The sequence below is a fragment of the Pseudonocardia halophobica genome (assembly GCF_027922425.1).
In the GTDB taxonomy this organism is placed as follows: domain Bacteria; phylum Actinomycetota; class Actinomycetes; order Mycobacteriales; family Pseudonocardiaceae; genus Pseudonocardia; species Pseudonocardia halophobica.
Genome location: NZ_BSFQ01000007.1, coordinates 83,053 through 105,462, shown reverse-complemented (window position 1 = coordinate 105,462; position 22,410 = coordinate 83,053). Strand labels below are relative to the sequence as shown.

Here is a 22,410-nt window from a genome sequence, read left to right as displayed (position 1 = left end):
ACGACCACGACCACGACCACGACCGAACCGTCAAGCCGATGGTCGACGAGGTCACGGATTTCGAGGTGCTGGAGATCGCGTTGCGCGAACTGTGCATCGAGAAGGGCATCTTCACTGCGGAGGAGCATCGTCGCTTCACGGAGTTCGCCGAGCAGATCGGGCCCACGCCGGCTGCGCGCCTGGTGGCTCGGTCCTGGCTCGATCCGGAGTTCAGGGCTCTGGCGATCGCCGAACCGATGACGGCCAGCAAGGAGGTCGGCGTCGACTGGCTCGAGCCCACCGGCTTCGGCACGCCCAGCGACTTCACCGCCTTCGAGATCCTGGTCGACACCCCCACGGTGCACCACGTCATCGTCTGCGCCCTGTGTTCGTGTTATCCGCGGCCCATCCTCGGCAACTCGCCCGAGTGGTACCGCACGCCCAACTACCGCCGCCGCCTGGTCAGGTATCCGCGCCAGGTGCTGTCCGAGTTCGGCCTGTACCTGGGCGAGGACATCGAGATCCGGGTCCAGGATTCCAACCAGAAGCACCGCTTCATGGTGATGCCGATGCGCCCGGAGAACACGGATGGCTGGACCGAGGACCAGCTGACCGAGATCGTCACACGGGACTGCCTGATCGGCGTTGCGCTCCCCCGGGCCGGCGTCACGACCAATGTCGTCGTCGCCACCCGGCCGGCCGTGCATCCGGTCGGTGAGTGATGGCCGTCGAGGGCGGGGGCTCGCCGATGCCCGACACCGACGTCGCAGTGCTACGGGAGATCGTCGCACAGAACCAGGTGTGGCCGAGAATGGCGGCGAAGTACGGTGTGGACAACCCGATTCCGCCGTGGAAGACCAGCTTGGACGGGCTCTGCGACGCACTCGATCACTGTGCCTCCGACGCGGATGTCCCCGATTTCCGGGCTCGCCGAGAGGAAGAGGACGCGCTGTCGGCGACAATCTATTCCAGCTTGCCTCATCCGGAGAGCCAGTTGGTGTCGTTGGCGCACTCGTTGATCTCTCGCGGTGTCATCACGGAGTCCGAGTTGATCCAGCGGCTGTCGACGATCCGGGCACGCCTCGAGGGCTGACGGTCCTCCAACTACGAGCTGTTGCACGTGCTGGCCTGGCCTACCGTTACCACCGCGACTACCACCCGAGATGGCCGACGAGCTGTGAGGCGACCGCCCGCGATCCCGCTCCCCCGGGCCGTCGCCCGAGCTGATCACCCACAGAGCGGCGCATCCGCCCCGTCGGGCGTCCGTCAGGTGCTTGTCGCGGCCGCGAGCCAGCGGTCGGCCAGGACCGACACCCACCCGGCGGCGTCCTGCGGATTCGCGGGCGGGCCCTCGACGACCACGAGCTCGTCGACTCCGAGATCGGCGAGCCTCACGGCATCGTCGACCTCCGGACTGCGCAGCGCGACGGCGAGCCGCAGCTCGGCGATGTCGCGTCCCGCGTCCCGGCACGTCGCCCGCAGGAACTCGACGCGTTCGGCGACGTGTCCGACGTCGTCCAGGTAGAAGCCGTACCAGCCGTCGCCGACGGCGGCCACGCGGCGGAGCGCGGCGTCGCTGTTGCCGCCGAACACGATCGGGATCGTCCTGTCCCGGACCGGCTTGGGGTTGACCCGCACGGAGTCGAAGCGGACGAACTCGCCCGTGAACGAGGCCACGTCGTCGCGCCACACGGTGCGCATCGCGGCGACGTACTCGTCCGTGCGCGCGCCCCGCCGGGCGAACGGCACCCCGAGCGCGTCGAACTCCTCGCGCGACCAGCCGACGCCGACGCCGAGCGTCAGCCGGCCGCCGGAGAGCGAGTCGAGCGTCGCCGCCTGCTTGGCCACGAGCACCGGGTTGTGTTCCGGCAGGAGCAGCACGCCCGTCGCGACGCGGATCGTCGAGGTGGCCGCGGCCGCGAAGCTGAGGCCGATCAGGGGGTCGATCCAGTCGGCCGCGGCCGGCACGGCGATCCGCCCGTCGGCCGAGTACGGATAGCGCGACGCCCCGCGGTCGACCATGACGACGTGCTCCCCCGACCACAGCGTGGCGAAGCCGCAGGTCTCCGCGGCGACCGCGACCGCGTCGATGACGGACCGCTGGGCGCCGGTCCCGATCCCGAGGGCGTGCAGGCCGATCTGCATCGCGTCAGGCCCGGACGCCCCGCTGCCCGACCGCGCCACGGAGGCCGACGCAGCCGATGCACCCGACGCAGTCCACGCAGTCGACACACGCGATGCAGCCCACGCACCGGGTGCAGTTCACGCAGGCCAGCGTGGCCACGCACTTCCGGAGGCCGACGCCGACGACGGTGAGCAGGCTGGCCACGATGCCGAGGCTCCCGGCGGTGGCGGCGCTGCCGGCGACCGCGACGCTGCCGGCCGTGGCGGCGCTCCCTGCCACCGCGACACTCCCGGCCGTGGCCACGCTCCCGGCGACCGCGACACTGCCGGCCGTGGCCGCACTCTGGACCACGCCCACGCTGCCGACCGTCCCCACGCTGCCGGCCACCGCGACGCTGTGGGCGGTGTCCACGCTGCCCGCGACCGCGACGCTCTCGGAGGTCGCGGCGCTGCCGACCGAGGCGATCGCGCCGTCCGTGGACGGCGCGGTCGCGGAGTCCTGCTCCTCGTCGGTCATGACGGGGATGGTGCCCGATCTCGTCCCCGCGGTCCAGGGATCTCCCGCTCCGTCCTCTTCTGACGGTCCCGGCGGGCTCTGCCCTGGTCAGGCGCCCACGTACGCCGCGAGGTGCTCGCCGGTCAGCGTCGACCGGGCGGCGACGAGATCGGCGGGCGTGCCCTCGAAGACGACCCGGCCGCCGTCGTGGCCGGCCCCCGGGCCCAGGTCGATGATCCAGTCCGCGTGCGCCATGACCGCCTGGTGGTGCTCGATGACGATCACGGACTTCCCGGAGTCGACCAGGTGGTCGAGCAGCCCGAGCAGCTGCTCGACGTCCGCGAGGTGGAGACCGGTGGTCGGCTCGTCGAGCACGTAGACGCCGCCCTTGTCGCCCATGTGCGTCGCCAGCTTGAGCCGCTGGCGCTCGCCGCCGGACAGCGTGGTGAGCGGCTGCCCGATGGTGAGGTACCCGAGCCCGACGGCGGAGAGCCGCTCGAGGATCTTGTGCGCGGCCGCGACCTTGGCCGCCCCCGCACCGAAGAACTCGACCGCCTCGGCGACCGGCATCGCGAGCACCTCGCTGATGTCCTTGCCGCCCAGGTGGTACTCGAGCACCGACGCGTCGAAGCGCTTGCCCTCGCACAGCTCGCACGTGGTGGCGACCCCGGCCATGATCGCGAGGTCGGTGTAGATCACGCCGGCGCCGTTGCAGTTCGGGCAGGCACCCTCGGAGTTCGCGCTGAACAACGCCGGCTTCACGCCGTTGGCCTTGGCGAACGCCTTGCGGATGGGCTCGAGCAGGCCGGTGTAGGTGGCCGGGTTGCTGCGCCGAGAGCCCCGGATGGCGCCCTGGTCGACGGCCACCACTCCGTCCCGGCCGGCCACCGAACCGTGGATCAGCGAGCTCTTGCCCGAGCCCGCCACCCCGGTGACCACGCAGAGCACGCCGAGCGGGATGTCGACGTCCACGCCCTGCAGGTTGTGCGTGTCCGCGCCCCGGACCTCCAGCGCCCCGGAGGCCTGCCGCACGGACGGCTTGACCGACGCCCGGTCGTCCAGGTGCCGCCCGGTCAGCGTGCCGCTGGCCCGGAGCCCCTCGACGGTGCCCTCGAACACCACCTCACCGCCCGCGGCGCCGGCGTGCGGGCCGAGGTCGACGACGTGGTCGGCGATCGCGATCGCCTCCGGCTTGTGCTCCACGACGAGCACGGTGTTGCCCTTGTCCCGCAGCTGCCGGAGCAGGTCGTTCATCCGCTGGATGTCGTGCGGGTGCAGGCCGATCGTCGGCTCGTCGAAGACGTAGGTGACGTCGGTGAGCGAGGAGCCGAGGTGGCGGATCATCTTGGTGCGCTGCGCCTCCCCGCCCGAGAGAGTGCCGGAGGGGCGCTCGAGCGACAGGTAGCCCAGCCCGATCTCGACGAACGAGTCGAGCGTCTCCCCCAGCGACGTCAGCAGCGGCCGCATCGACGGCTCGTCGAGCTCGCGGACCCAGGTGGCGAGGTCGCTGATCTGCATCGCGCAGCAGTCGGCGATGCTGATGCCCTTGATCTTCGACGACCGGGCCGCCTCGGTCAGCCGCGTGCCCTCGCACTCCGGGCAGGTCGTGAAGGTGACCGCCCGCTCCACGAAGGCGCGGATGTGCGGCTGCAGCGCGTCGACGTCCTTGGACAGGTAGGACTTCTGGATCTGCGGGATCAGCCCGGAGTAGGTGAGGTTGATGCCCTCGACCTTGATCTTCGTGGGCTCGCGGTACAGGAGGTCGTGCAGCTCCTTCTGGGTGTACTTCGCGATCGGCTTGTCCGGGTCGAAGTACCCGCACCCGCGGAAGATGCGGCCGTACCAGCCCTCCATGGAGTAGCCCGGGATGGTGAGGGCGCCCTCGTTGAGCGACTTGCTGTCGTCGTACAGCCGGGTCAGGTCGATGTCGTTGACCGCGCCCCGGCCCTCGCAGCGCGGGCACATCCCGCCGGTGATGCTGAACTCCCGGCGCTCCTTCACCTTCTGCCCGGCCTTCTCGATGGTGACCGCGCCCGCGCCGCTGATCGAGGCCACGTTGAAGGAGAACGCCTGGGCCGAGCCGATGTGCGGCCGGCCCAGCCGGCTGAACAGGATCCGCAGCATCGCGTTGGCGTCCGTGACCGTGCCGACGGTGGACCGCGGGTTGGCGCCCATCCGCTCCTGGTCGACGATGATCGCGGTGGTCAGGCCGTCGAGGACGTCGACGTCCGGGCGCCCCAGCGTGGGCATGAAGCCCTGCACGAAGGTGCTGTAGGTCTCGTTGATCAGCCGCTGGGACTCCGCGGCGATCGTGCCGAACACCAGCGAGCTCTTGCCCGAGCCGGAGACCCCGGTGAACACCGTCAGCCGCCGCTTCGGCAGCTCGACGCTGATGTCCTTGAGGTTGTTCTCGCGCGCGCCGTGCACACGGATCAGGTCGTGGCTGTCGGCGGCGTGCAGTGACGGGGACTCCGTCTCCGTGGCCGTGCTCATCCCGTGTCTCCCCCTGTGGCGCGACGCGCCGTGTCGATGTCCCTGTCGATGTCCCTGTCGAGGTCCGCCACCCGGGGCTCAGCCGAGCTGCTTGATCCTGATCATGTTGCCCGCCGGGTCGCGGAAGGCACAGTCCCGCACGCCGTAGGGCTGGTCCATCGGTTCCTGGACGACCTCGGCGTCCGCGGCCTGGATCCGGTCGAAGGTCGCGTCCAGGTCCTTGGTGGCCAGATTGATCGCGGCGTAGGTGCCCTTGGCCATCATCTCGGAGATGACCCTGCGCTCCTCGTCGGTGATCCCCGGGTCCACCGCCGGGGGGTGCAGGACGATCGCGATCTCCGGCTGCCCGGGAGGGGCGACGGTGATCCAGTACATGTCGTTGTAGCCGACCTCGTTCTGCACCTCGAAGCCGAGGACGTCCCGGTAGAAGGCGATCGCCTCGTCCTTGCCGGTGTGCGGGAGGTAGCTCTGGCTGATGACGATGTCCGAACTCATGAGGGGGACGCTAGCGGCGCTCGGCCGGCCGGGGCTTCTCGATTCCTGACCGGTCTCGTCACCTGCTTGACCACGCACGACGGCATGTCCACCGTCGCCTCCTCGGCCGCCCGGCGGTAGGCGCCCGGCGGCATGCCGACGAGCTCGGCGAAGCGCGTGCTGAACGTCCCCAGCGAGGAGCAGCCCACCGCGAAGCAGACCTCGGTGACGCTCAGGTCCCCCCGTCGCAGCAGCGCCATCGCCCGCTCGATGCGGCGGGTCATCAGGTAGGAGTACGGCGACTCGCCGTAGGCCCGCCGGAACTCCCGGCTGAGGTGCCCCGCCGACATGTGCACACCGCGGGCCAACGCCTCGACGTCGAGCGGCTGGGCGTACTCCCGGTCGATCCGGTCCTTGACGCGGCGCAGCCGGGCCAGGTCGCTCAGGTTCGCGGCGGGTCTGCTGCTCACCCCGGTGATCGTGCCACGTCGCGCGTCCGAAATGCACCGTGCCCGGCCAGGACTGAGAGCGACCTCAGGGCGGCGCGGCTACGGTCGGTCCCGTGCGCGCTCCCCTGTTCACCAGCAAGGCGGTCCGGTGCGTCAACGCGGGCGTGGAGGCCCTCGCCCGTGCCCCGCGCGTGGGCCGTGTCGTGGGCCGCAGCATCGCGATGATCAGCTACGTCGGCCGCCGCTCCGGGCGGACCTTCCGGACCCCGGTGGCCTACCGGCGCTCCGGCGACGAGCTCGTGATCGGCGTGCAGTTCCCCGACGCGAAGAACTGGTGGCGCAACTTCCTCGGCGAGGGCGGCCCGATCACGGTCGAGCTCGACGGCGCCGACCGGACCGGGCACGCCGTCGCCACGCGGGACGGGCGCGGCCGGGTCGCGGTCCGGGTCCGGCTCGACCCGCTGCCGGGCAAGCCGGACTGACCGGCACCCGCCCCCGTCACTGCCCGCGGCCCGCAGCCGCCTGCAGCTCGTCGATGCGCTTCGACGCCTCCGCCTTGGTGAGGGCGCCGAGGTCCTCGGGCAGCTCCTGACCCGCCTGCTGCGCGAGCGTCTCGAGGTACGAGCGCTGCGGGCCGGTGATCGGCTCGTCGCCGGTGGTCCAGTCCTCCGGGTCCTTCGCGGCCGGCGTGCTCGTCTGGTCCTGGGTGTCGCGATCGGTCATGGTTCGAACATATCTTCGACCGCGCTCCCCCGCGACCCGAGCCGCGCCGACGCGCCCGTCATGACAGGTTCGCCGAGGGCCGACGGCCCGCGGCACCCTTGGCGATCGCCCGGATCCGGAACGCCCAGCCGATCAGGATCACGCCGCCGATCAGCGCGAACAGGCCGACGAGCCAGATGAGCGCGAGGATCCCGGTGGCCGGCCACACGAGCAGGGCGAGGCCGAACAGGACGTTCACGATGCCCGCGACGAGGGTCCAGCCCCAGGCGTGCGCCCCGGCCCGCCGCGCCGTGAACGCCTCGGCGATCTCCGCGACGCCCATGACGATCGCCCAGAACGCCACGACGAAGAGCAGCGCCAGCGCCGTGACCCCGGGCCAGGCCAGCGCGACGATGCCGGCGATCACCGACAGCACGCCCTGCACGACCGGCCATACCCAGTGCGCGGCGGTCTTCCGGGCGCGGACACCCATGACGACGGCGACGACGCCGTCGAGGATCGCGTAGAAGCCGAACAGGAACACCAGGGTCAGCAGCGCGATCCCCGGACTCACCAGCGCGATGATCCCGAACAGGGCGATCAGGACGCCGCGCAGCAGCACCATCCACCAGACGGCCCCGGCGAACTCGCGGACCGCGTCGACCGGGCGCTGCCCGGAGTCGCCAGCCCGGCCACCGGCACTCACGTTCTCGGTCATGACGTCCCCCTCGGTGTCCCGGGTGGACACCCCGCGATCTGTGTACTCCTCGCGCGGGGAACGCGGAATCAGCCGGGCGTGGGAGGCTGGTCGACCAGCTGGGCCAGGTAGAGCTGCTCGCCCAGGCGGTCCATCAGCTCGAGGTTCGTCTCGATGTAGTCGATGTGGTGCTCCTCGTCGGCGAGGATCTCCTCGAACAGGTTCGCCGTGGTGATGTCGCCCTTGGAACGGCACATCGCGATGCCGGGCCGCAGCCGCTGCACGACCTCGAGCTCGATGGCGAGGTCGGACTGCAGCATCTCGCGGACGTTGGTCCCGATGCGCAGCTGGAACAGGCGCTGGTAGTTCGGCAGGCCCTCCAGGAACAGGATGCGGTCGGTGATCTTCTCCGCGTGCCGCATCTCGTCGATCGACTCGCTGCGGGTGTAGGCGGCGAGCTTCGTCAGGCCCCAGTTCTGCTGCATCTTCGCGTGCAGGAAGTACTGGTTGATCGCGGTGAGCTCGCTGGTGAGCTGCTCGTTGAGCAGGGAGATGATCTCCGGGTCCCCACGCATGGCGTCGTCCTTCGTTCGCTGTGACGGGCGACACGAACGGTAGTGGGTCCGGTTCGCCCGGATCCACGAAGGACGGACTGTGCGACGGCTAGGCTTACCTGGGCGAATGCGGTGCCGGCGGGGCCCGTGGACGATCAGGCGGTGAGCGGCAGGTCCGATATCACGGACGGGGCGAGCTCCGCGGCGAGCAGGACGTCGACCGTGTCGAGGCAGGTTCCGCAGCCCGTGCCGGCACCGCACGCGTCGCCGACCTCCTCGACCGTGCGGGCGCCCCCGCCGATGCAGTCGCGGAGCTCGACGTCCGTCACGGCGAAACAGATGCAGGCGTACATGCAGCCCAGCCTCTCGTCAGGTAAGCCTATGCTTGCAGACGATCACGCCCGGTGACAAGCCCTGCACGGCGCTAGCCTGGCCACGTGCCGCTCGACGAGTACCGCCGCAAGCGCGACCGGGGGCGCACTCCGGAGCCCGTGCCGGACACCGACCCCGGGGCGGAGGGGCCGGGCGACCGGTTCGTGATCCAGGAGCACCACGCCCGCGCGCTGCACTGGGACCTGCGGCTGGAACGCGACGGCGTGCTCGCCTCCTGGGCGGTGCCGAAGGGCCTGCCGGTCGACACCGAGACGCTGCGGCTGGCCGTGCGGACCGAGGACCATCCCCTGGAGTACCTGGAGTTCTCCGGCGAGATCCCGCGCGGCGAGTACGGCGGCGGGACCATGACGATCTGGGACCACGGCCGCTACGAGACCGAGAAGTGGTCGGACCGCGAGGTGGCGTTCACCCTGCACGGGGAGCGCGCGCGAGGAAAGTACGTGCTGGTCAGGAGCAACCGGGAGCGCCGGGACGGCTGGCTGCTCAAGCGGTCGGACCGCACCGACCGCACTCCCCTCCCCCACGACACCGCCCCCATGCGCGGGGTGCCGGGCGAGCTGCCGGAGGACCCCGAGGGCTGGCTGCTGCAGGTCCGTTTCGGCGGCCGCAGGGTGATCGTCGAGCTCGACGGCGGGCGGACGCGGGTGACGGCCGACGGCGAGGAGGTCACCGCGAAGACCCTCGCCGAGCTGGGTCCCTCGGTCGGGGCCACCGCGCTGCTGCTCGACGCCGAGCTGACCCGGGGCGGCGAGCTCTGGATCTCCGACCTGCTGTTCCTCGACGGCCGGGACACGTGCGGGCTGGGCTTCGCCGACCGCCACGACCTGCTCACCGAGCTCCCGCTGTCCGGCCCGCACTGGCGGCTCGCCCCGGTCTACCCGGCGGACACGGGCGCCGCGGTGCTCGACGCCGTCCGCGGGCAGGGCCTGCCGGGCCTGGTCGCCAAGCGGGCGGACTCGCCGTACCGGCCCGGGACACGCTCCGACACCTGGCGGGAGGTGGGCGAGATCGTCGAGCCCGAGAAGCCGCGTGCGCGACGCACCGGTGCGAAGGCGGGGGTGGGCCGGGCGAAGCTGACGAACCCCGACAAGGTCCTCTACCCGCTCACCGGCACCACGAAGGCGGACGTGCTGGCGCACTACCGCGCCGTCGCGCCGGCGATGCTGCCGCACCTCGAGGGCCGGCCGGTCACGCTCGTCCGCTGGCCGGACGGCGTCGAGAAGCCCTCGTTCTTCGAGAAGGACGTGTCGCGGCACGCGCCGGACTGGATCCGCACCGAGCGGGTCGGGACGCCGGGCGGGCGCTCGGAGACCGCCGACTTCCCGCTGCTCGAGAGCGAGGAGGGGCTGGCCTGGGCGGCGAACCTGGCCGCGCTCGAACTGCACGTGCCGCAGTGGCGGGTCGGGCCGCGCGGCGGCCGGCACGAGCCGGACCTGGTCGTCTTCGACCTCGACCCCGGCGAGGGAACGACGGTCGTCGAGTGCTGCCGGGTCGCGCAGCGGATCGCCGAGGTGCTCGCCGAGGACGACCTCGTGGCGTACCCCCGGACATCGGGCGGCAAGGGGTTGCAGCTCTACCTGCCGGTCACGGTGAGCCGCGCCGAGCAGACGATCGAGTTCGCGAAGGCGCTGGCCGAGCGGCTGGCCGACGAGTCCCCGCACACCGTCACGTCGGTGATGGCCAAGGCGCGCCGGCGCGGGAAGGTCTTCGTCGACTGGAGCCAGAACAACACCGCCAAGACGACGATCGGCAGCTACTCGTTGCGCGGGCGCGCCCGACCGACCGTCGCCACCCCGGTGACCTGGGAGGAGGTCCGGGCCTGCCGCCGTCCGGACGACCTCGTCTTCACCCTCGACGACCTGCCCGCCCGCCTCGACGAGCACGGTGACCTGCTCGAACCCCTGCTGTTCACCGAGCGGCAACGCCTTCCGCGTCGCGCCTGATCGGGTCCGGATGAGAGGGTGCCGGGCGTGACGGACCGGCACCCGTACCTCGAGGGGCCCCATCCGCGCCGGTACGCGCACCGCGGCTGGCACATCGGCGAGCTCGCGGGCTGCGAGAACACCCTCGCCGGCTTCGAGCTCGCGGTGGCGAACGGCTTCTCCTACATCGAGATGGACGTGCACGCGTCGGCCGACGGCGTGCCGATGGTCCACCACGACCTGGCCCTCGACCGCACGACGGACGGCAGCGGCCTGCTCGCCCGCCTGCCCGCCGCGGTGATCGAGGACGCCCGGGTGGGCGGGCGGGAGCCGGTGCCGCGGCTGGAGTCCGTGCTGTCGGCGCTGCCCGAGACCCGGTTCACGATCGAGCTCAAGTCCGACGCCGTCGTCCTGCCGACCCTCGCCGTGCTCGAGCGGCTCGACGCCTGGGACCGGGTCTGCCTGGGCGCCTACCACGAGAGCCGGCTCCGGCGGGCCCGCGCGGCCGGTCCGCGGCTCTTCACGTCGATGGGCTTCGAGGCGGTCCTCGGCCTGCGGGCGCGGGCCTGGCTCGACGCGTCGCCGTCGGCCCTCCCCTACGTGGAGCCGGTCCTGCCCCGGGTCCGCGGCAGCCTCGCCCAGATCCCGCGGCGGTTCGGCCCCCTCACCGTGGTCGACGACCGGCTGCTCGCCCGGGCCCACGGCGCCGGCCTCGAGGTCCACGTCTGGACCGTCGACGAGCCGGCCGAGATGCGCGAGCTGCTCGCGATGGGGGTCGACGGGCTGCTCTCCGACCGACCGGACCTCCTCATCGCCCTGTGACGATCGTGCTGTGACCGTCGCGCCTCCTCCCTCCCGGCGCGCCCCGCGCTCTAGGCTGCCGCGGTGAGCAGCGAGGCCGCCCCCGCGGACCGGACCGGAGACGCTCGGGTTGCACGGCGGCAGGTACTCGCGTGGGCCTTCTGGGACTGGGGCTCCTCGGCCTACAACACGATCACGCTCACGTTCGTCTTCTCCGTCTACCTCACCGACACCGTCGGGCGGGACCTGCCGGGCTCGGTCGACGCCAACAGCTGGCTCGGCTACGCCATCGGCGCCGCCGGGCTCGTGATCGCGCTGCTGGCGCCGGTGGTCGGGCAGAGCGCCGACCGGGCCGGGCGGCGGTTGCGGTCCACCGCGATCTGGACCGCCGCGACGGTCGCGTCCATGGCGCTGCTGTTCCTCGTCCGGGACGACTGGCACTACCTCTGGCTCGGCCTGCTGCTGCTCGCCCTGGGCTCGATCTTCTTCGAGCTCGCCGAGGTCTCCTACAACGCCGTCCTGCGGCAGATCTCCACGCCCGCCACGATCGGCCGCGTCTCCGGCTTCGGCTGGTCCATGGGGTACTTCGGCGGGATCGTGCTGCTCCTGGGCGTGTACGTGCTGTTCATCGCCGGCGAGGGCGGCGCGCTCGGGGTGAGCACCGAGGGCGGGCTCAACGTCCGGGCGGTCGCGCTCGTCGCCGCCGTGTGGTTCGCGGTGGCCGCGGTCCCGCTGTTCCTCGTCGTGCCGGAGGCGCCCCCGGCCCTCGACCGGGCGCCGCGGCTGGGCGTGCGGGCGAGCTACCGGAAGCTGGTCGTCGACCTGCGGGACCTGCACCGCACGAGCCCGCACACCGTCTACTTCCTGGGGGCCAGCGCGCTGTTCCGGGACGGGCTGGCGGCGGTGTTCACGTTCGGCGCCGTGATCGCCGTCAGCGTGTACGGGCTGAGCCCGGGCGACGTGCTGGTCTTCGGCGTGGCCGCCAACGTCGTGTCCGCGCTCGGCGCACTCACCGGCGGCTGGCTCGACGACCGGATCGGCCCGAAGGCGGTCATCGTCGGCTCCCTCGTCGGGCTGCTCGTGTGCGGCGTGGTGCTCCTGTTCCTGTCCGGCCCGACGGCCTTCTGGGTGTTCGGGCTCGGGTTGTGCCTGTTCGTGGGGCCGGCGCAGTCGTCCTCGCGCACCTACCTGGCCCGGCTCACCCCGCCCGGCCAGGAGGGCCAGATGTTCGGGCTGTACGCCACCACGGGCCGGGCGGTGTCCTTCCTCGCCCCGACGCTCGTGGGCTTCTTCACGTACGCGTTCGGCTCGGACCGCGCCGGCACGGTCGGGATCCTCGTGGTGCTCGCGGCCGGGCTGCTCGCGCTGTGGCCCGTCCGCCGGCCGGAGGCACCGGCGGGGTGACTCCGGCCGGATGGTCTGTGCGGCCGGATCGTCGGACGCCCGACGGTTCGCGCTGCAAGCACTCCCACCTGCGCATATCCTGATGCATGACGATCGCGGGTAACGGGAAGCCACCCTCGTGTAAACACTCCGCGCCCGGCCGGTGAGGTAAGTCACAGAAGGCTGACACGTCACATTCGCGTGTGGCAAAGCGCCTGATGGGCCACACTCTGACGTCGGGACAAGAGCGGGTGACCGACGGTCGCGATGACCTCGGCATGCCCGCGCAATGCCTCCCCCGGGAATGCGCGGCTGCGCTGCAGACGTTACACCGGGTGGCGACGACGTGACCGTCGAGGGGTGCCCCCCTCGGCAGAAGACGGGAGGATGACGCATGGCCGACCGCGTGCTCCGTGGCAGCCGGCTCGGGGCTGTCAGCTACGAGACCGACCGGAATCACGACCTGGCGCCGCGGCAGCTGGTCCGCTACGTCTCCCCCTCGGGCCATGAGTTCGAGGTGCCCTTCGCGAACGACGCCGAGGCGCCCGCGACCTGGGAGTCGCCCCAGGGCGGCGTCGGGCGTCGGGTGGACGGCGTCGAGGCGGAGCAGAAGAAGACCAAGCCGCCGCGCACCCACTGGGACATGCTGCTGGAGCGCCGCTCGATCCCGGAGCTGGAGGAGCTGCTCAACGAGCGCCTCGACCTGCTCCGCGAGCGTCGCCAGGAGATCGCCTCGTGATCGCCTGACCCTCCCGAACGGGTCGGCGTCGCGACGGCGACGCCACGGCGGACGCGCCGCAGCACATCACGAAGCCGGGCCACCTCCCGTGGGGCCCGGCTTCGTCGCGTCCGAAGGCGGGCGGGCGATGATGACCGCATGTCCGCACGCACGATCAGGGACCTGGCCGACGCCCACGTCGCCGCGCACGCCGAGCTCGACCCGCTGCTCGCGACCTCGCTGGGCCTGCCCACCGGCCAGGACCGGCTCCCCGACCTCTCCCCCGCCGGCGAGGAGGCGCTCGACGTCCTCGACCGGGACACGCTCGCCCGCCTCGAGGCCGTCGGCGAGCCGGAGAACGACACCGAGCGCCGCTGCGCCCGGCTGCTCCGCGAGCGGCTCGCCGCCGCGCAGGCGACCCGCACCCTCGGCGAGCACCTGCGCAACGTCCAGATCCTGTTCGGGCCGGTCCAGAACCTGCGCACCACGCTCACGCTGATGCCCGCCGGCACCGCCGAGGAGCGCGCGAACCTCGCGGCCCGGCTCGCCGCCGTCCCCGCCGCGTTCGCGGGCTACGCCGAGAGCCTCAGCGCGGGCGCCGACCGCGGGCTGCTCGCCGCGCCCCGCCAGGTCGACGCCGTCGTCGCGCAGTTCGGCTCGTGGCTCGCCGCCGACTGGTTCGCCTCCTTCGCCGCCGACGCCGGCCTCCCCGCGGGCAGCGCCGACGCCGCCACCGCGGCCCTCGGCACGCTGCGGGAGTTCCTGGCCCGCGAGTACCGCCCGCGCACCGCGGGCGTCACGGACGCCGTCGGCGAGGAGCGCTACCGGGTGGCCGTCCGCCGCTGGACGGGCGCCGACCTCGACCCCCGTGAGGCCTACGACTGGGCCTGGTCGGAGTTCCACCGCATCCTCGCGGAGCAGCGCGCCGAGACCGCGCGGATCCTGCCCGGGGCCGCGCCGCGCGAGGCGATGGCGCACCTTGAGACGCACGGCGAGGTCGTCGTCGGGCTCGACGCGATCCGCGCCCGGCTGCAGGGGATCATGGACGACACGATCGCGGCCCTGCAGGGCACGCACGTCGACCTCGCACCCGAGCTGCTCCGCGTCGAGGCGATGATCGCCCCCGAGGGCAGCGCCGCCGCCCCGTACTACACGCAGCCCTCCCTGGACTTCTCCCGCCCCGGCCGGACCTGGCTGCCGACCCTCGGCCGCGACCGCTTCCCGATGTGGGACCTGGTGAGCACCTGGTACCACGAGGGCGTCCCGGGCCATCACCTGCAGCTCGGCCAGTGGGCGCTGTCCGCCGGCGAGCTCTCCACCTTCCAGGCCTCGGCCGGGATGATCAGCGGCAACCTCGAGGGCTGGGCGCTCTACGCCGAGCGGCTCATGGACGAGCTCGGCTTCCTCACCGACCCCGGCGAGCGGCTCGGCTACCTCGACGCCCAGATGATGCGGGCGATCCGGGTGATCATCGACATCGGGATGCACCTCGAGCTGACGGTCCCGGCCGACTCGCCGCTGCACGCCGGCCTGACCTGGACCCCCGAACTGGCCCGGGACTTCTTCGGCGCCCACTGCGGGCGGGACGCGGCCTTCCTCGACAGCGAGCTGCTGCGCTACCTGGGTGGGCCCGGGCAGGCCATCAGCTACAAGCTCGGCGAGCGCGCGTGGCTGGCGGGCCGGGACGCCGCGCGGCGGGCGCGGGGCGCGGACTTCGACCTCAAGGCCTGGCACATGGCCGCGCTGTCGCAGGGCTCGCTGGGCCTCGACGACCTGGAGCCGGAGCTGGCCGCACTCTGAGGTTCCGGAGCCCGGCTGCTCACGGCGCGGGCTCCCGGCGCGAGGACGACGGGCGCCGTCGTCGAGCACGGGCAGTCCTGCGCAGATCTCACGGCGGCGGGCGGTCTCCGTCCCGGGCCCGGCGCAGCAGGCCCCCCGCGGCGAGGACGTTGCGCTCCTCGTGGCTGAGCAGCAGTCGTAGTGGGATCGGCTCGCCGCGCTCCACCTCGGCGGTCAGCTCCTCGACACCGGAGCGGACCGCGTCGGCCAGGCCCTCGATGCGCCACCGGTCGCCGACCGACGCCCGCTCGCGGTCGCCGTCGCGGGCGAGGACCAGCGGCACGATGCCCTGCACGATGAGGTTGCGCCGATGGATGCGCGCGAAGCTTGCGGCGGCCACGACCCTGATACCCAGGTGCAACGGGGCCAGCGCGGCCTGCTCGCGCGAGGAGCCCTGGCCGTAGTTGTGCCCGCCGACGATGATCCCGGGGATCCCGCGCGCGGCCCACTCCCGCGCCCGGTCGGGGAACCGGGGGTCGAGGCGGCGGAACATGTAGCCGGCGCACGCCTCGACGTCCGACCACACGGACATGCCGATGGCGCCGTCCGGGGCCATGTCGCCGGTGGAGACGTCGTCACCGACGACGATCACCACCCGCCCGTCGAGCTCCGCCGGCGGCGGTTCCGGCACCGGAGGTGGGACGAGGCTCGGTCCACGGACGATCTCCACCCGCCGCGCCTCCTCGGCCGGCAGCGGCTCGGCGATCAGCCCCTCGACCACCGTCGGGTCGGTGTCCGGGGCGGCGGGCAGCGTGGGGAACGCGCCGAGGTCGCGAGGGTCCGTGATCCGTCCCGTCAGCGCGGTGGCCGCCGCCGTCGAGGGGGAGCAGAGGTAGACGCGGTCCTCGGCCGTGCCGCTGCGGCCCGGGAAGTTGCGGTTGAACGTCCGGACGGAGGCCTGCCCACGCGTCGGCGCCTGCCCGATCCCGATGCAGGGACCGCAGACCGGCTCCAGCATCCGGGCCCCGGCCGTGGCGAGGCCGCGGTACACCTCACCTCGGACGATCGTGTCGAGGATCTGCCGCGAGCCCGGTGTGACCGTGAGCGCGACGTCCGGGTGGACGGTACGGCCCGCCAGCACCGCGGCGACCGTCGCGAGGTCCTCGTAGGAGGAGTTGACCGAGGAGCCGACGCACACCTGCACGACCGGCGTGCCGGAGACCTCCCGCACCGGTACGACGTCGCCCGGGGACTGCGGCACGGCGATCAACGGCTCGAGCCGGGCGAGATCGATGTGCTCCTCGGCGTCGTAGGTCGCGCCGCACTCGGCCGTCAGTGCCGTCCAGTCCTGCTCGCGACGCTGGGCGCCCAGCCACTCCCGCACCCGCTCGTCGCCGGGGAACACGGCCCCGGTGGCACCGGTCTCCGTGATCATGTTGCAGATCGTGGCGCGCTGGGTGACCGACAGGCCGGCGACGCCCTCGCCGGTGAACTCGAACACCGCCCCCGCGCCGCCCCGTACCCCGTGGCGGCGCAGGAGTTCCAGGATCACGTCCTTCGCCTCGACCCACTCCGCGAGGGCGCCGGTGAGCTCGACCCGCACGACCCGTGGGCAGGCGAGGTCGAACTCGCGGCCGGCCATCGCCACGGCCACCTCGAGACCGCCCGCGCCCACGGCGAGCATCCCGACGGCGCCGGCCGTCGTCGAATGGGAGTCCGCGCCCACCAGCAGGCCACCCGGCCGGGCGAAACGCTCCAGGTGCACGTAGTGGGAGATCCCGTTGCCGGCGGGCGAGTACCGCACCCCGTAACGGCGGCAGAACGAGCGCAGGTAGTGGTGCTCGGCCATGTTGCGCTCGTCGATCTGCAGCACGTTGTGGTCGACGTAGAGCACCGTCGGGTCCACCATCACGCGCTCCGCGTCGAGCGCCTCGAACTGCATGCACGTCATCGACCCGGTGGCGTCCTCGATGAGCACCTGGTCGACCGCGAGCGTGACGTCCTCGCCGGGCTCGAGCGCCCCCTCGCGGCGGTGCCGGGCGAGGAGTGTGCGGGTGAGGTTCTCGGCCACCACGCCATCGTGCTCACCTTTGCCGCCGAGTGCAGGGAGGAGGGTGTAAGGCCCCGACGGGGCGGGTAGACCCGGTCCCTTCGCCGCCAGCACGAGGGGGTGCCATGGCCGAGGTGGAGACGCGGCGGACCCCGTGGTACGCGGGGCTGAACCGCAACCACCGTCGGGTCCTCTACGCGACGTTCGCGGGATGGGCCTTCGACGGCTACGAGACCCAGGCGCTCGTCGTGGTGGTGGCGCCCGCGCTGGCCCAGCTGCTGCCGGCGGACCAGCGGGGCAGCATCGGGTTCTACTCCGGGCTCGCGATCGGGTTGACCCTGCTCGGCTGGGGCATCGGGGGGCTCGTCGGAGGCGTGCTCGCCGACTACGTCGGCCGCAGGCGGGTCATGCTGTTCGCGATCGTCGGCTACGCGTTGTTCACCGGTCTTACGGCGCTGAGCACGTCGTTCGAGATGCTGATCGCCTTCCGGATCCTCACGGGCATCGCGATGGGCAGCGAGTGGGCCACCGGGACGGTCCTGCTGCAGGAGACCTGGCCGGACCGGGCGCGGGCCAAGGGCGCCGGGTTCATGCAGTCCGGGTTCGGTTTCGGCACGCTGCTGGCCGCCCTGATCTGGTTCCTCATCCAGGGATCGAGTCCGGGGGCGTGGCGCTGGATGTTCGTCATCGGGATCGCGCCCGCCTTCCTCGTCCTCTACATCCGGCGACGCCTGGAGGAGTCGCGACGCTGGCAGGACGCGGTCGCGGCGGAGAAGCAGGCGCACGAGAAGCGCACGTTCACCCTGCACAGGCTCTTCGCCGACCCGGTCAGCCGTCGGCGCGTCCTGGTGCTGCTCGTGCTGTCCCTCGGCACGATCATCGGCTGGTACGCGGTGTCGGCGTTCCTCCCGCAGTTCGCCGTCCCGCTGGCCCGCGCGAGCGGAGTCGCCCACCCGGAGAGCTGGGGTGCGCTGGCGGTCGTGTTCTACAACGTCGGGGCCATCCTGGGCTACATCGCGAGCGGGTTCGTCGCCGACGCCCTCGGCAGGCGGTGGCTCGTCGCGATCATCTTCGGCGGCTCCCTGGTGATGACGCCGATCACCTATCTCTGGTGGGGCGGCCCCGTGGCGTTCCAGGTGGTCGCGTTGGTGAACGGTGCCTTCACCCTCGGTGGCTTCGCCTGGTTCGCGATCTACCTGCCGGAGCTGTTCGGCTCGACGGTCCGCTCCACCGCGACCGGATTCGTCTTCAACGCCACCCGGCTCATCGCGTGGATCGGCCCGATCGTGTCCGGCTCGCTCATCGCGACCTTCGGCGGGGTCTCCCGCGCCGCGCTCTACATGGGGACGGCGTACCTGCTCGGGCTCGTCATGCTGCCCTTCCTGCACGAGACCAAGGACGAGCCGCTGCCGCCCTGAGGCCCCTTTAGGGAGCCTCAGGCGTCGAGCACCTCGGCCTGGACGACCGGGGGCAGCGTCGACCAGGGGAAGTTGATCCAGAGCGGGGTGTGCCGCCAGACGTACTCGCAGCGCACCTCGCTCTGCGGCTTCTCGTACACGACGGCGCACCGGACGTCCGCCACGTGCTCGCCGCAGAAGTCCCGCACCAGCTTCAGCGTGGCGCCGGTGTCGGCAACATCGTCCGCCACGAGGACCGTCGCCCCCGACAGGTCGACGACGTTGGGGACGGGCGGCAGCATGACCGGCAGCGGCAGCCGCTCCCCCACGCCGGTATAGAACTCGACGTTCATGACGTGCAGGTTCTTCACGCTGAGCGCGTAGCCGAGGGCGCCGGCCACGAACAGCCCGCCGCGCGCGACCGACAGGATGATGTCCGGCCGGTAGCCGCTGTCGGCGATCTGCTCGGCCAGCTCGCGGGAGGCCGTGCCGAACAGGTCCCAGGTCAGCGTCTCGCGCTCCGCACCGCTCATGGCCGGAGCCTAACGATCAGGCGCGGACGGAGCCTTCGCCAGCTGCGGTGTCCCGGGTGCCGCGGGCGGGGCGGAACCGGCGGAACCGGTGCTCGAAGCCCCACCGCGCGACGTTCACGAACGCCTCGAGCATCACGGCGCCGTCCATCTTCGACGAGCCGATCTGCCGCTCCGTGAAGGTGATCGGCACCTCGACCACGCGGAAGCCGGCCTGCAGCGCGCGCCACGCGAGGTCGATCTGGAAGCAGTAGCCCTGCGAGATCACCGAGTCGAGGTCGAGCTGCTCGAGCACCTGCCGCCGGTAGACGCGGTAGCCGGCGGTGATGTCGCGGACGTCCGCGCCCAGGGCCAGCCGCGCGTACAGGTTCGCGCCGCGGGAGAGCCACTCGCGGTGGGCGGGCCAGTTGACGACCTCGCCGCCGGGCACGTACCGGGAGCCGAGCACGAGGTCGGCGCCCGCGCCCTCCTCCAGCGCGGCCAGCAGGGCCGGCAGGTCCTCGGGGGCGTGCGAGCCGTCCGCGTCCATCTCGACGACGACCTGGTGCTCGCCGCTCAGGGCGTGCCGGAAACCGGCGAGGTAGGCGGCGCCGAGGCCGTTCTTGCCCTCGCGGTGCAGCACGCGCACCCGCGGGTCCTTCGCCGCCATCTCCTCGGCGAGCTCGCCCGTGCCGTCCGGGCTGGCGTCGTCGACGACCAGGATGTCCGCGTCGGGCACGGCCGCGTTGAGCCGCGCGACGACCCGGCCGAGGTTCTCCCGCTCCTCGTAGGTCGGGATGACCACCAGGACCGGTCCCGGGGGCTCAGCCATCGACGTCCTCTCCTGCCCGGGGGGCCTCCGTGGGCCCCCTGCGGGGCCCCGCCCCCTCCTGCGCGGCGGCCGCACCCCGGCGTGCCCGCCTTCCGGCCAGCAGCGCGGCGCCGATCGCCATGACTCCCACTGCGGTCAGCACCCACTCGGGCACGGATCGCAGCCGAGTGGCCAGCGTAGTCGTGTCCTCCAGCGACTCGACAGCGACCAGGGTTCCGGGCACGAACTGCCCGGTACTGCCGGTCACGGCGCCCTCCGGGGTGATCGTCGCGCTCACCCCCGAGGTGGTCGCGACCACGACGGGCCGGTCGTGCTCGACCGCCCGCACGCGGGACATAGCCAGCTGCTGGTACGTCATCTCCGACAGGCCGAACGTGGCGTTGTTGCTGGGGACGGCGAGCATCGTGGCACCCGCCGAGACGCTGTCCGCCACCAGGTCGTCGAACGCGATCTCCCAGCAGATCGCGATGCCGATCTCCGCGCCCCCGGCCTGCAGCACGCCGGGACCGGGACCGGGGACGAAGTTGCCGGCACGGTCGACGTAGCTGGAGAAGAGCCGGAAGAACGACCGCCACGGCATGTACTCGCCGAAGGGCTGGATCCGCCGCTTGTCGTTGCGCGCGACCGGGCCCAGCACCGGGTCCCACACCAGGATCGCGTTGCTGGCCGTCCGGTCGGAGTTGACCAGGACCGACCCGACCAGGATCGGCGCCCTGATCGCGGCGGCGGCCCGGGAGATCACGGCGGCGGCGTCGGCGTTGCGGAACGGGTCGATGTCGGAGGAGTTCTCCGGCCAGATCACGACGTCGGGCTGCGGCCGGCGGCCCGCCGCCACGTCGGTCGCGAGCTGCTCGGTGACTTCGACGTGGTTGTCCAGCACGGCGCGGCGCTGGGCGTTGAAGTCCAGACCCAGCCGCGGCACGTTGCCCTGGATCGCGGCGACGGTGATCGATTTCGACGGGCCGTTCACGGTCGCCGGGACGAGCCCGGCCACCGGGCCCGCCACCAGCGCGATCACCAGCAGGACGGCCGGTACCACCGCGGCGCGGACCTCCCGGCGCACCAGGCGCCGGACGAGCTCGCCGAGCGCGAGCCCGGCGAGCACGGTGACGAACGACAGCAGCGGCACCCCGCCGACCGACGCCGCGGGCAGGAAGAGGCCCTCGGGCTGGCCGAACCCCACCCTCCCCCAGGGCAGGCCGCCGAACGGGACCCGGCTGCGCAGCGCCTCGGCGGCGACCCACACGGCGGCGCCCCAGAGCGGCGCGGCGGGCAGCCGGGACGTCGCCGCCATCCCCGCACCGGCGAGGCCGAACGCGAGCGCCTCGAAGAGGCACAGGGCCAGCCACGGCAGCGCCCCGACGAAGCTCCCGGTCCAGCTCAGCAGCGGGACCAGGAAGCCGAGGCCGAACAGGAGACCGAGCAGGAACCCGCGCCGGGCGCGCACCCCGCGCAGCAGCACGCCGAGCACCGCGAACACCGGCGGCGCCAGCCACCACAGCCCGCGCGGCGGGAAGCTCAGGTAGAGCACCACTCCGGCGGCGATCGCCGGGAGCGCCCGGGCCAGCAGCTGCAGCGACCGGGTGGACCGCGGGACCCGGGGGGCGGACCCGGCCTGCGCGGGGTCGACGGTCGGAGCGGCCACGGGGAGAGCCTACGGCGCGCTCGTGCCGGAGCTGTCAGAGGAGGTCCAGGACGCCCGGGCGCGTCGCGGGACCGGTGCGGCGGAACCACTCGCGACCGTAGGCGGCGGCGAAGTCGTGCTCCGGGAGCGCGGCCGGGTCGACCTGGCTGGCGTGCGCGAGGATCGCGGCCCGCTTGACCGCGAGGTGGCGGGCGTCGCCGGCGACGGTCAGCGCGATCTCGGCGCCCTCGCGGCCGAAGGGCACCGACGCGGCGCGGGCGGCGCCGTGCACGAGGTGCCCGTCCGGGCCGAGGCCGTTGCGGTCGACCGTCGCGAGGTAGGAGTCGGCGCCGGTCAGCTCGGCGGCGATGGTGCCGACCACGCCGGCCATCCGGTGGTCGGGGTGGCCGTAGACGCCCAGCTCGTCGTCCGCGAGCAGGGTGCCGGCGCCCTCGTCGTCGACGATCTCGGCGAGCCGGCTGGCCAGGGCGAGCGGCTCCGCGCCGGCGAGCGCGCGGGCGTGGGTGCTGTCCGGGCCGCCGGGCAGGCCGGAGTCGCGGCGGCCGAGGAGCACGAGGCGGGCCACGCCGAGCAGCTCGGCGGCGTGCTCGAGCTCGGCGAGCCGGCGCTGCCGCACGGTCTCGCCGGGGCGCAGCGGGAGGCGGGAGCCGCCCAGCTCACCGCCGGTGGCCATGACGAGCACGACCCGGGCGCCGGCGTCGGCCAGGCGGCGCAGGGTGATGCCGGTGAAGATCGCCTCGTCGTCCGGGTGCGGGTGGAGGGCGACGACGGTGTGCCCGCGCAGGTCCGGCTCGGCGAGCGCCGGGGCGGCGGAGACGGCGGAGTTCAGGACAGGGGCCGCGGGAGCGGTCATGGAGGTGATCGCGATCTGTGCGGGCCGCGGAGGTGCGGCGGGCGGACGGTTCCGGGGGTGTCAGCGGCAACAGCGACAACACCCCGGACAGCAGCGACCCACGAGGGGGCGGCGGCCGGTCCGGTCGATCACGCGCAACAGGATGCCAGACCGATGCCCT

23 protein-coding genes are annotated in these 22,410 nt (G+C 72.8%); 9 read left to right on the top strand and 14 right to left on the bottom strand.

Translation table 11 applies throughout. The features are described 5' to 3' along the window. Positions 1 to 38: 38 nt before the first annotated feature. The gene (gene scnC / locus PKE99_RS11130) at positions 39 to 701 is read left to right on the top strand and encodes a thiocyanate hydrolase subunit gamma (protein ID WP_231497995.1); all 663 of its coding nucleotides are present in this window, start codon (positions 39 to 41) and stop codon (positions 699 to 701) included. Then, complete coding sequence (locus PKE99_RS11125; RefSeq protein WP_197040386.1) at positions 698 to 1,072, top strand: hypothetical protein; 375 nt, start codon at positions 698 to 700, stop codon at positions 1,070 to 1,072. The genes scnC and PKE99_RS11125 overlap by 4 nt, the downstream gene beginning before the upstream one ends. 173 nt (positions 1,073 to 1,245) lie before the next feature. On the opposite strand, the gene PKE99_RS11120 is transcribed toward PKE99_RS11125, so the two are convergent. The 5 genes from PKE99_RS11120 to PKE99_RS11100 all read right to left on the bottom strand — a co-directional run bounded on the left by PKE99_RS11120 (position 1,246) and on the right by PKE99_RS11100 (position 6,036). Next, positions 1,246 to 2,124, bottom strand: a complete 879-nt coding sequence (locus PKE99_RS11120) for an LLM class F420-dependent oxidoreductase (RefSeq protein WP_037039419.1) — start codon at positions 2,122 to 2,124, stop codon at positions 1,246 to 1,248. A gap of 4 nt (positions 2,125 to 2,128) precedes the next feature. After that, positions 2,129 to 2,620: a hypothetical protein gene (locus PKE99_RS11115; RefSeq protein WP_231497994.1), complete on the bottom strand. Its 492-nt coding sequence runs from the start codon at positions 2,618 to 2,620 to the stop codon at positions 2,129 to 2,131. A gap of 87 nt (positions 2,621 to 2,707) precedes the next feature. Beyond that, a complete protein-coding gene (locus PKE99_RS11110; RefSeq protein WP_037038927.1) occupies positions 2,708 to 5,092 on the bottom strand; it encodes an ATP-binding cassette domain-containing protein in 2,385 nt (794 codons plus the stop codon). Positions 5,093 to 5,170: 78 nt separating this feature from the next. Further along, positions 5,171 to 5,587 carry a VOC family protein gene (locus PKE99_RS11105; protein WP_037038926.1) on the bottom strand — a complete coding sequence of 139 codons (417 nt, stop codon included), beginning with the start codon at positions 5,585 to 5,587 and terminating at the stop codon, positions 5,171 to 5,173. Beyond that, positions 5,584 to 6,036: a helix-turn-helix transcriptional regulator gene (locus tag PKE99_RS11100; RefSeq protein WP_037038924.1), complete on the bottom strand. Its 453-nt coding sequence runs from the start codon at positions 6,034 to 6,036 to the stop codon at positions 5,584 to 5,586. Before PKE99_RS11100 ends, PKE99_RS11105 begins: the two co-directional genes overlap by 4 nt. A gap of 92 nt (positions 6,037 to 6,128) precedes the next feature. Here PKE99_RS11100 and PKE99_RS11095 point away from each other — a divergent pair, with 92 nt between their 5' ends. Next, positions 6,129 to 6,497 carry a nitroreductase/quinone reductase family protein gene (locus PKE99_RS11095; protein ID WP_037038923.1) on the top strand — a complete coding sequence of 123 codons (369 nt, stop codon included), beginning with the start codon at positions 6,129 to 6,131 and terminating at the stop codon, positions 6,495 to 6,497. Between the two features lie 16 nt (positions 6,498 to 6,513). On the opposite strand, the gene PKE99_RS11090 is transcribed toward PKE99_RS11095, so the two are convergent. The 4 genes from PKE99_RS11090 to PKE99_RS11075 form a co-directional block, all read right to left on the bottom strand. Beyond that, a complete protein-coding gene (locus PKE99_RS11090) occupies positions 6,514 to 6,738 on the bottom strand; it encodes a DUF3072 domain-containing protein (protein WP_037038921.1) in 225 nt (74 codons plus the stop codon). Between the two features lie 58 nt (positions 6,739 to 6,796). Then, positions 6,797 to 7,435: an HdeD family acid-resistance protein gene (locus tag PKE99_RS11085; protein ID WP_156066930.1), complete on the bottom strand. Its 639-nt coding sequence runs from the start codon at positions 7,433 to 7,435 to the stop codon at positions 6,797 to 6,799. A 68-nt stretch (positions 7,436 to 7,503) separates the two neighbouring features. Beyond that, entirely contained in the window at positions 7,504 to 7,989 is a 486-nt protein-coding gene (gene bfr, locus PKE99_RS11080; protein ID WP_037038919.1) for a bacterioferritin, read from the bottom strand. A gap of 134 nt (positions 7,990 to 8,123) precedes the next feature. After that, on the bottom strand, positions 8,124 to 8,321 hold the full coding sequence (locus PKE99_RS11075; RefSeq protein ID WP_037038916.1) for a (2Fe-2S)-binding protein: 198 nt from the start codon (positions 8,319 to 8,321) through the stop codon (positions 8,124 to 8,126). 84 nt (positions 8,322 to 8,405) lie between these two features. Between PKE99_RS11075 and ligD the strand changes: the two genes are divergently transcribed. From ligD to PKE99_RS11045, 5 genes are all read left to right on the top strand, one after another. Beyond that, positions 8,406 to 10,304, top strand: a complete 1,899-nt coding sequence (gene ligD / locus PKE99_RS38835) for a non-homologous end-joining DNA ligase (RefSeq protein ID WP_197040385.1) — start codon at positions 8,406 to 8,408, stop codon at positions 10,302 to 10,304. Between the two features lie 27 nt (positions 10,305 to 10,331). Continuing rightward, positions 10,332 to 11,105, top strand: coding sequence for a glycerophosphodiester phosphodiesterase family protein (locus tag PKE99_RS11060; RefSeq protein WP_037039404.1), 774 nt, complete (start codon positions 10,332 to 10,334; stop codon positions 11,103 to 11,105). Between the two features lie 63 nt (positions 11,106 to 11,168). Continuing rightward, a complete protein-coding gene (locus PKE99_RS11055) occupies positions 11,169 to 12,488 on the top strand; it encodes an MFS transporter (RefSeq protein ID WP_037038913.1) in 1,320 nt (439 codons plus the stop codon). Positions 12,489 to 12,861: 373 nt separating this feature from the next. Then, on the top strand, positions 12,862 to 13,206 hold the full coding sequence (locus PKE99_RS11050) for an RNA polymerase-binding protein RbpA (protein WP_037038911.1): 345 nt from the start codon (positions 12,862 to 12,864) through the stop codon (positions 13,204 to 13,206). A 138-nt stretch (positions 13,207 to 13,344) separates the two neighbouring features. Next, positions 13,345 to 14,985 (top strand): DUF885 domain-containing protein, encoded by a 1,641-nt coding sequence (locus PKE99_RS11045; RefSeq protein WP_037038909.1) that lies wholly within the window; start codon positions 13,345 to 13,347, stop codon positions 14,983 to 14,985. An 88-nt stretch (positions 14,986 to 15,073) separates the two neighbouring features. On the opposite strand, the gene PKE99_RS11040 is transcribed toward PKE99_RS11045, so the two are convergent. Continuing rightward, on the bottom strand, positions 15,074 to 17,035 hold the full coding sequence (locus PKE99_RS11040; protein WP_037038907.1) for an aconitate hydratase: 1,962 nt from the start codon (positions 17,033 to 17,035) through the stop codon (positions 15,074 to 15,076). Positions 17,036 to 17,139: 104 nt separating this feature from the next. Between PKE99_RS11040 and PKE99_RS11035 the strand changes: the two genes are divergently transcribed. Continuing rightward, positions 17,140 to 18,432, top strand: a complete 1,293-nt coding sequence (locus PKE99_RS11035) for an MFS transporter (protein ID WP_037038905.1) — start codon at positions 17,140 to 17,142, stop codon at positions 18,430 to 18,432. A 17-nt stretch (positions 18,433 to 18,449) separates the two neighbouring features. On the opposite strand, the gene PKE99_RS11030 is transcribed toward PKE99_RS11035, so the two are convergent. The 4 genes from PKE99_RS11030 to PKE99_RS11015 are packed head-to-tail and all read right to left on the bottom strand — an operon-like array spanning position 18,450 to position 22,250. Then, positions 18,450 to 18,944 (bottom strand): phosphoribosyltransferase, encoded by a 495-nt coding sequence (locus PKE99_RS11030; RefSeq protein WP_037038903.1) that lies wholly within the window; start codon positions 18,942 to 18,944, stop codon positions 18,450 to 18,452. 16 nt (positions 18,945 to 18,960) lie between these two features. Then, positions 18,961 to 19,752 carry a polyprenol monophosphomannose synthase gene (locus PKE99_RS11025; protein WP_051736529.1) on the bottom strand — a complete coding sequence of 264 codons (792 nt, stop codon included), beginning with the start codon at positions 19,750 to 19,752 and terminating at the stop codon, positions 18,961 to 18,963. After that, positions 19,745 to 21,397: an apolipoprotein N-acyltransferase gene (gene lnt / locus PKE99_RS11020; protein WP_063739600.1), complete on the bottom strand. Its 1,653-nt coding sequence runs from the start codon at positions 21,395 to 21,397 to the stop codon at positions 19,745 to 19,747. Before lnt ends, PKE99_RS11025 begins: the two co-directional genes overlap by 8 nt. A 34-nt stretch (positions 21,398 to 21,431) precedes the next feature. After that, positions 21,432 to 22,250, bottom strand: coding sequence for a PIG-L deacetylase family protein (locus tag PKE99_RS11015; RefSeq protein WP_051736528.1), 819 nt, complete (start codon positions 22,248 to 22,250; stop codon positions 21,432 to 21,434). Between the last annotated feature and the right edge of the window lie 160 nt (positions 22,251 to 22,410).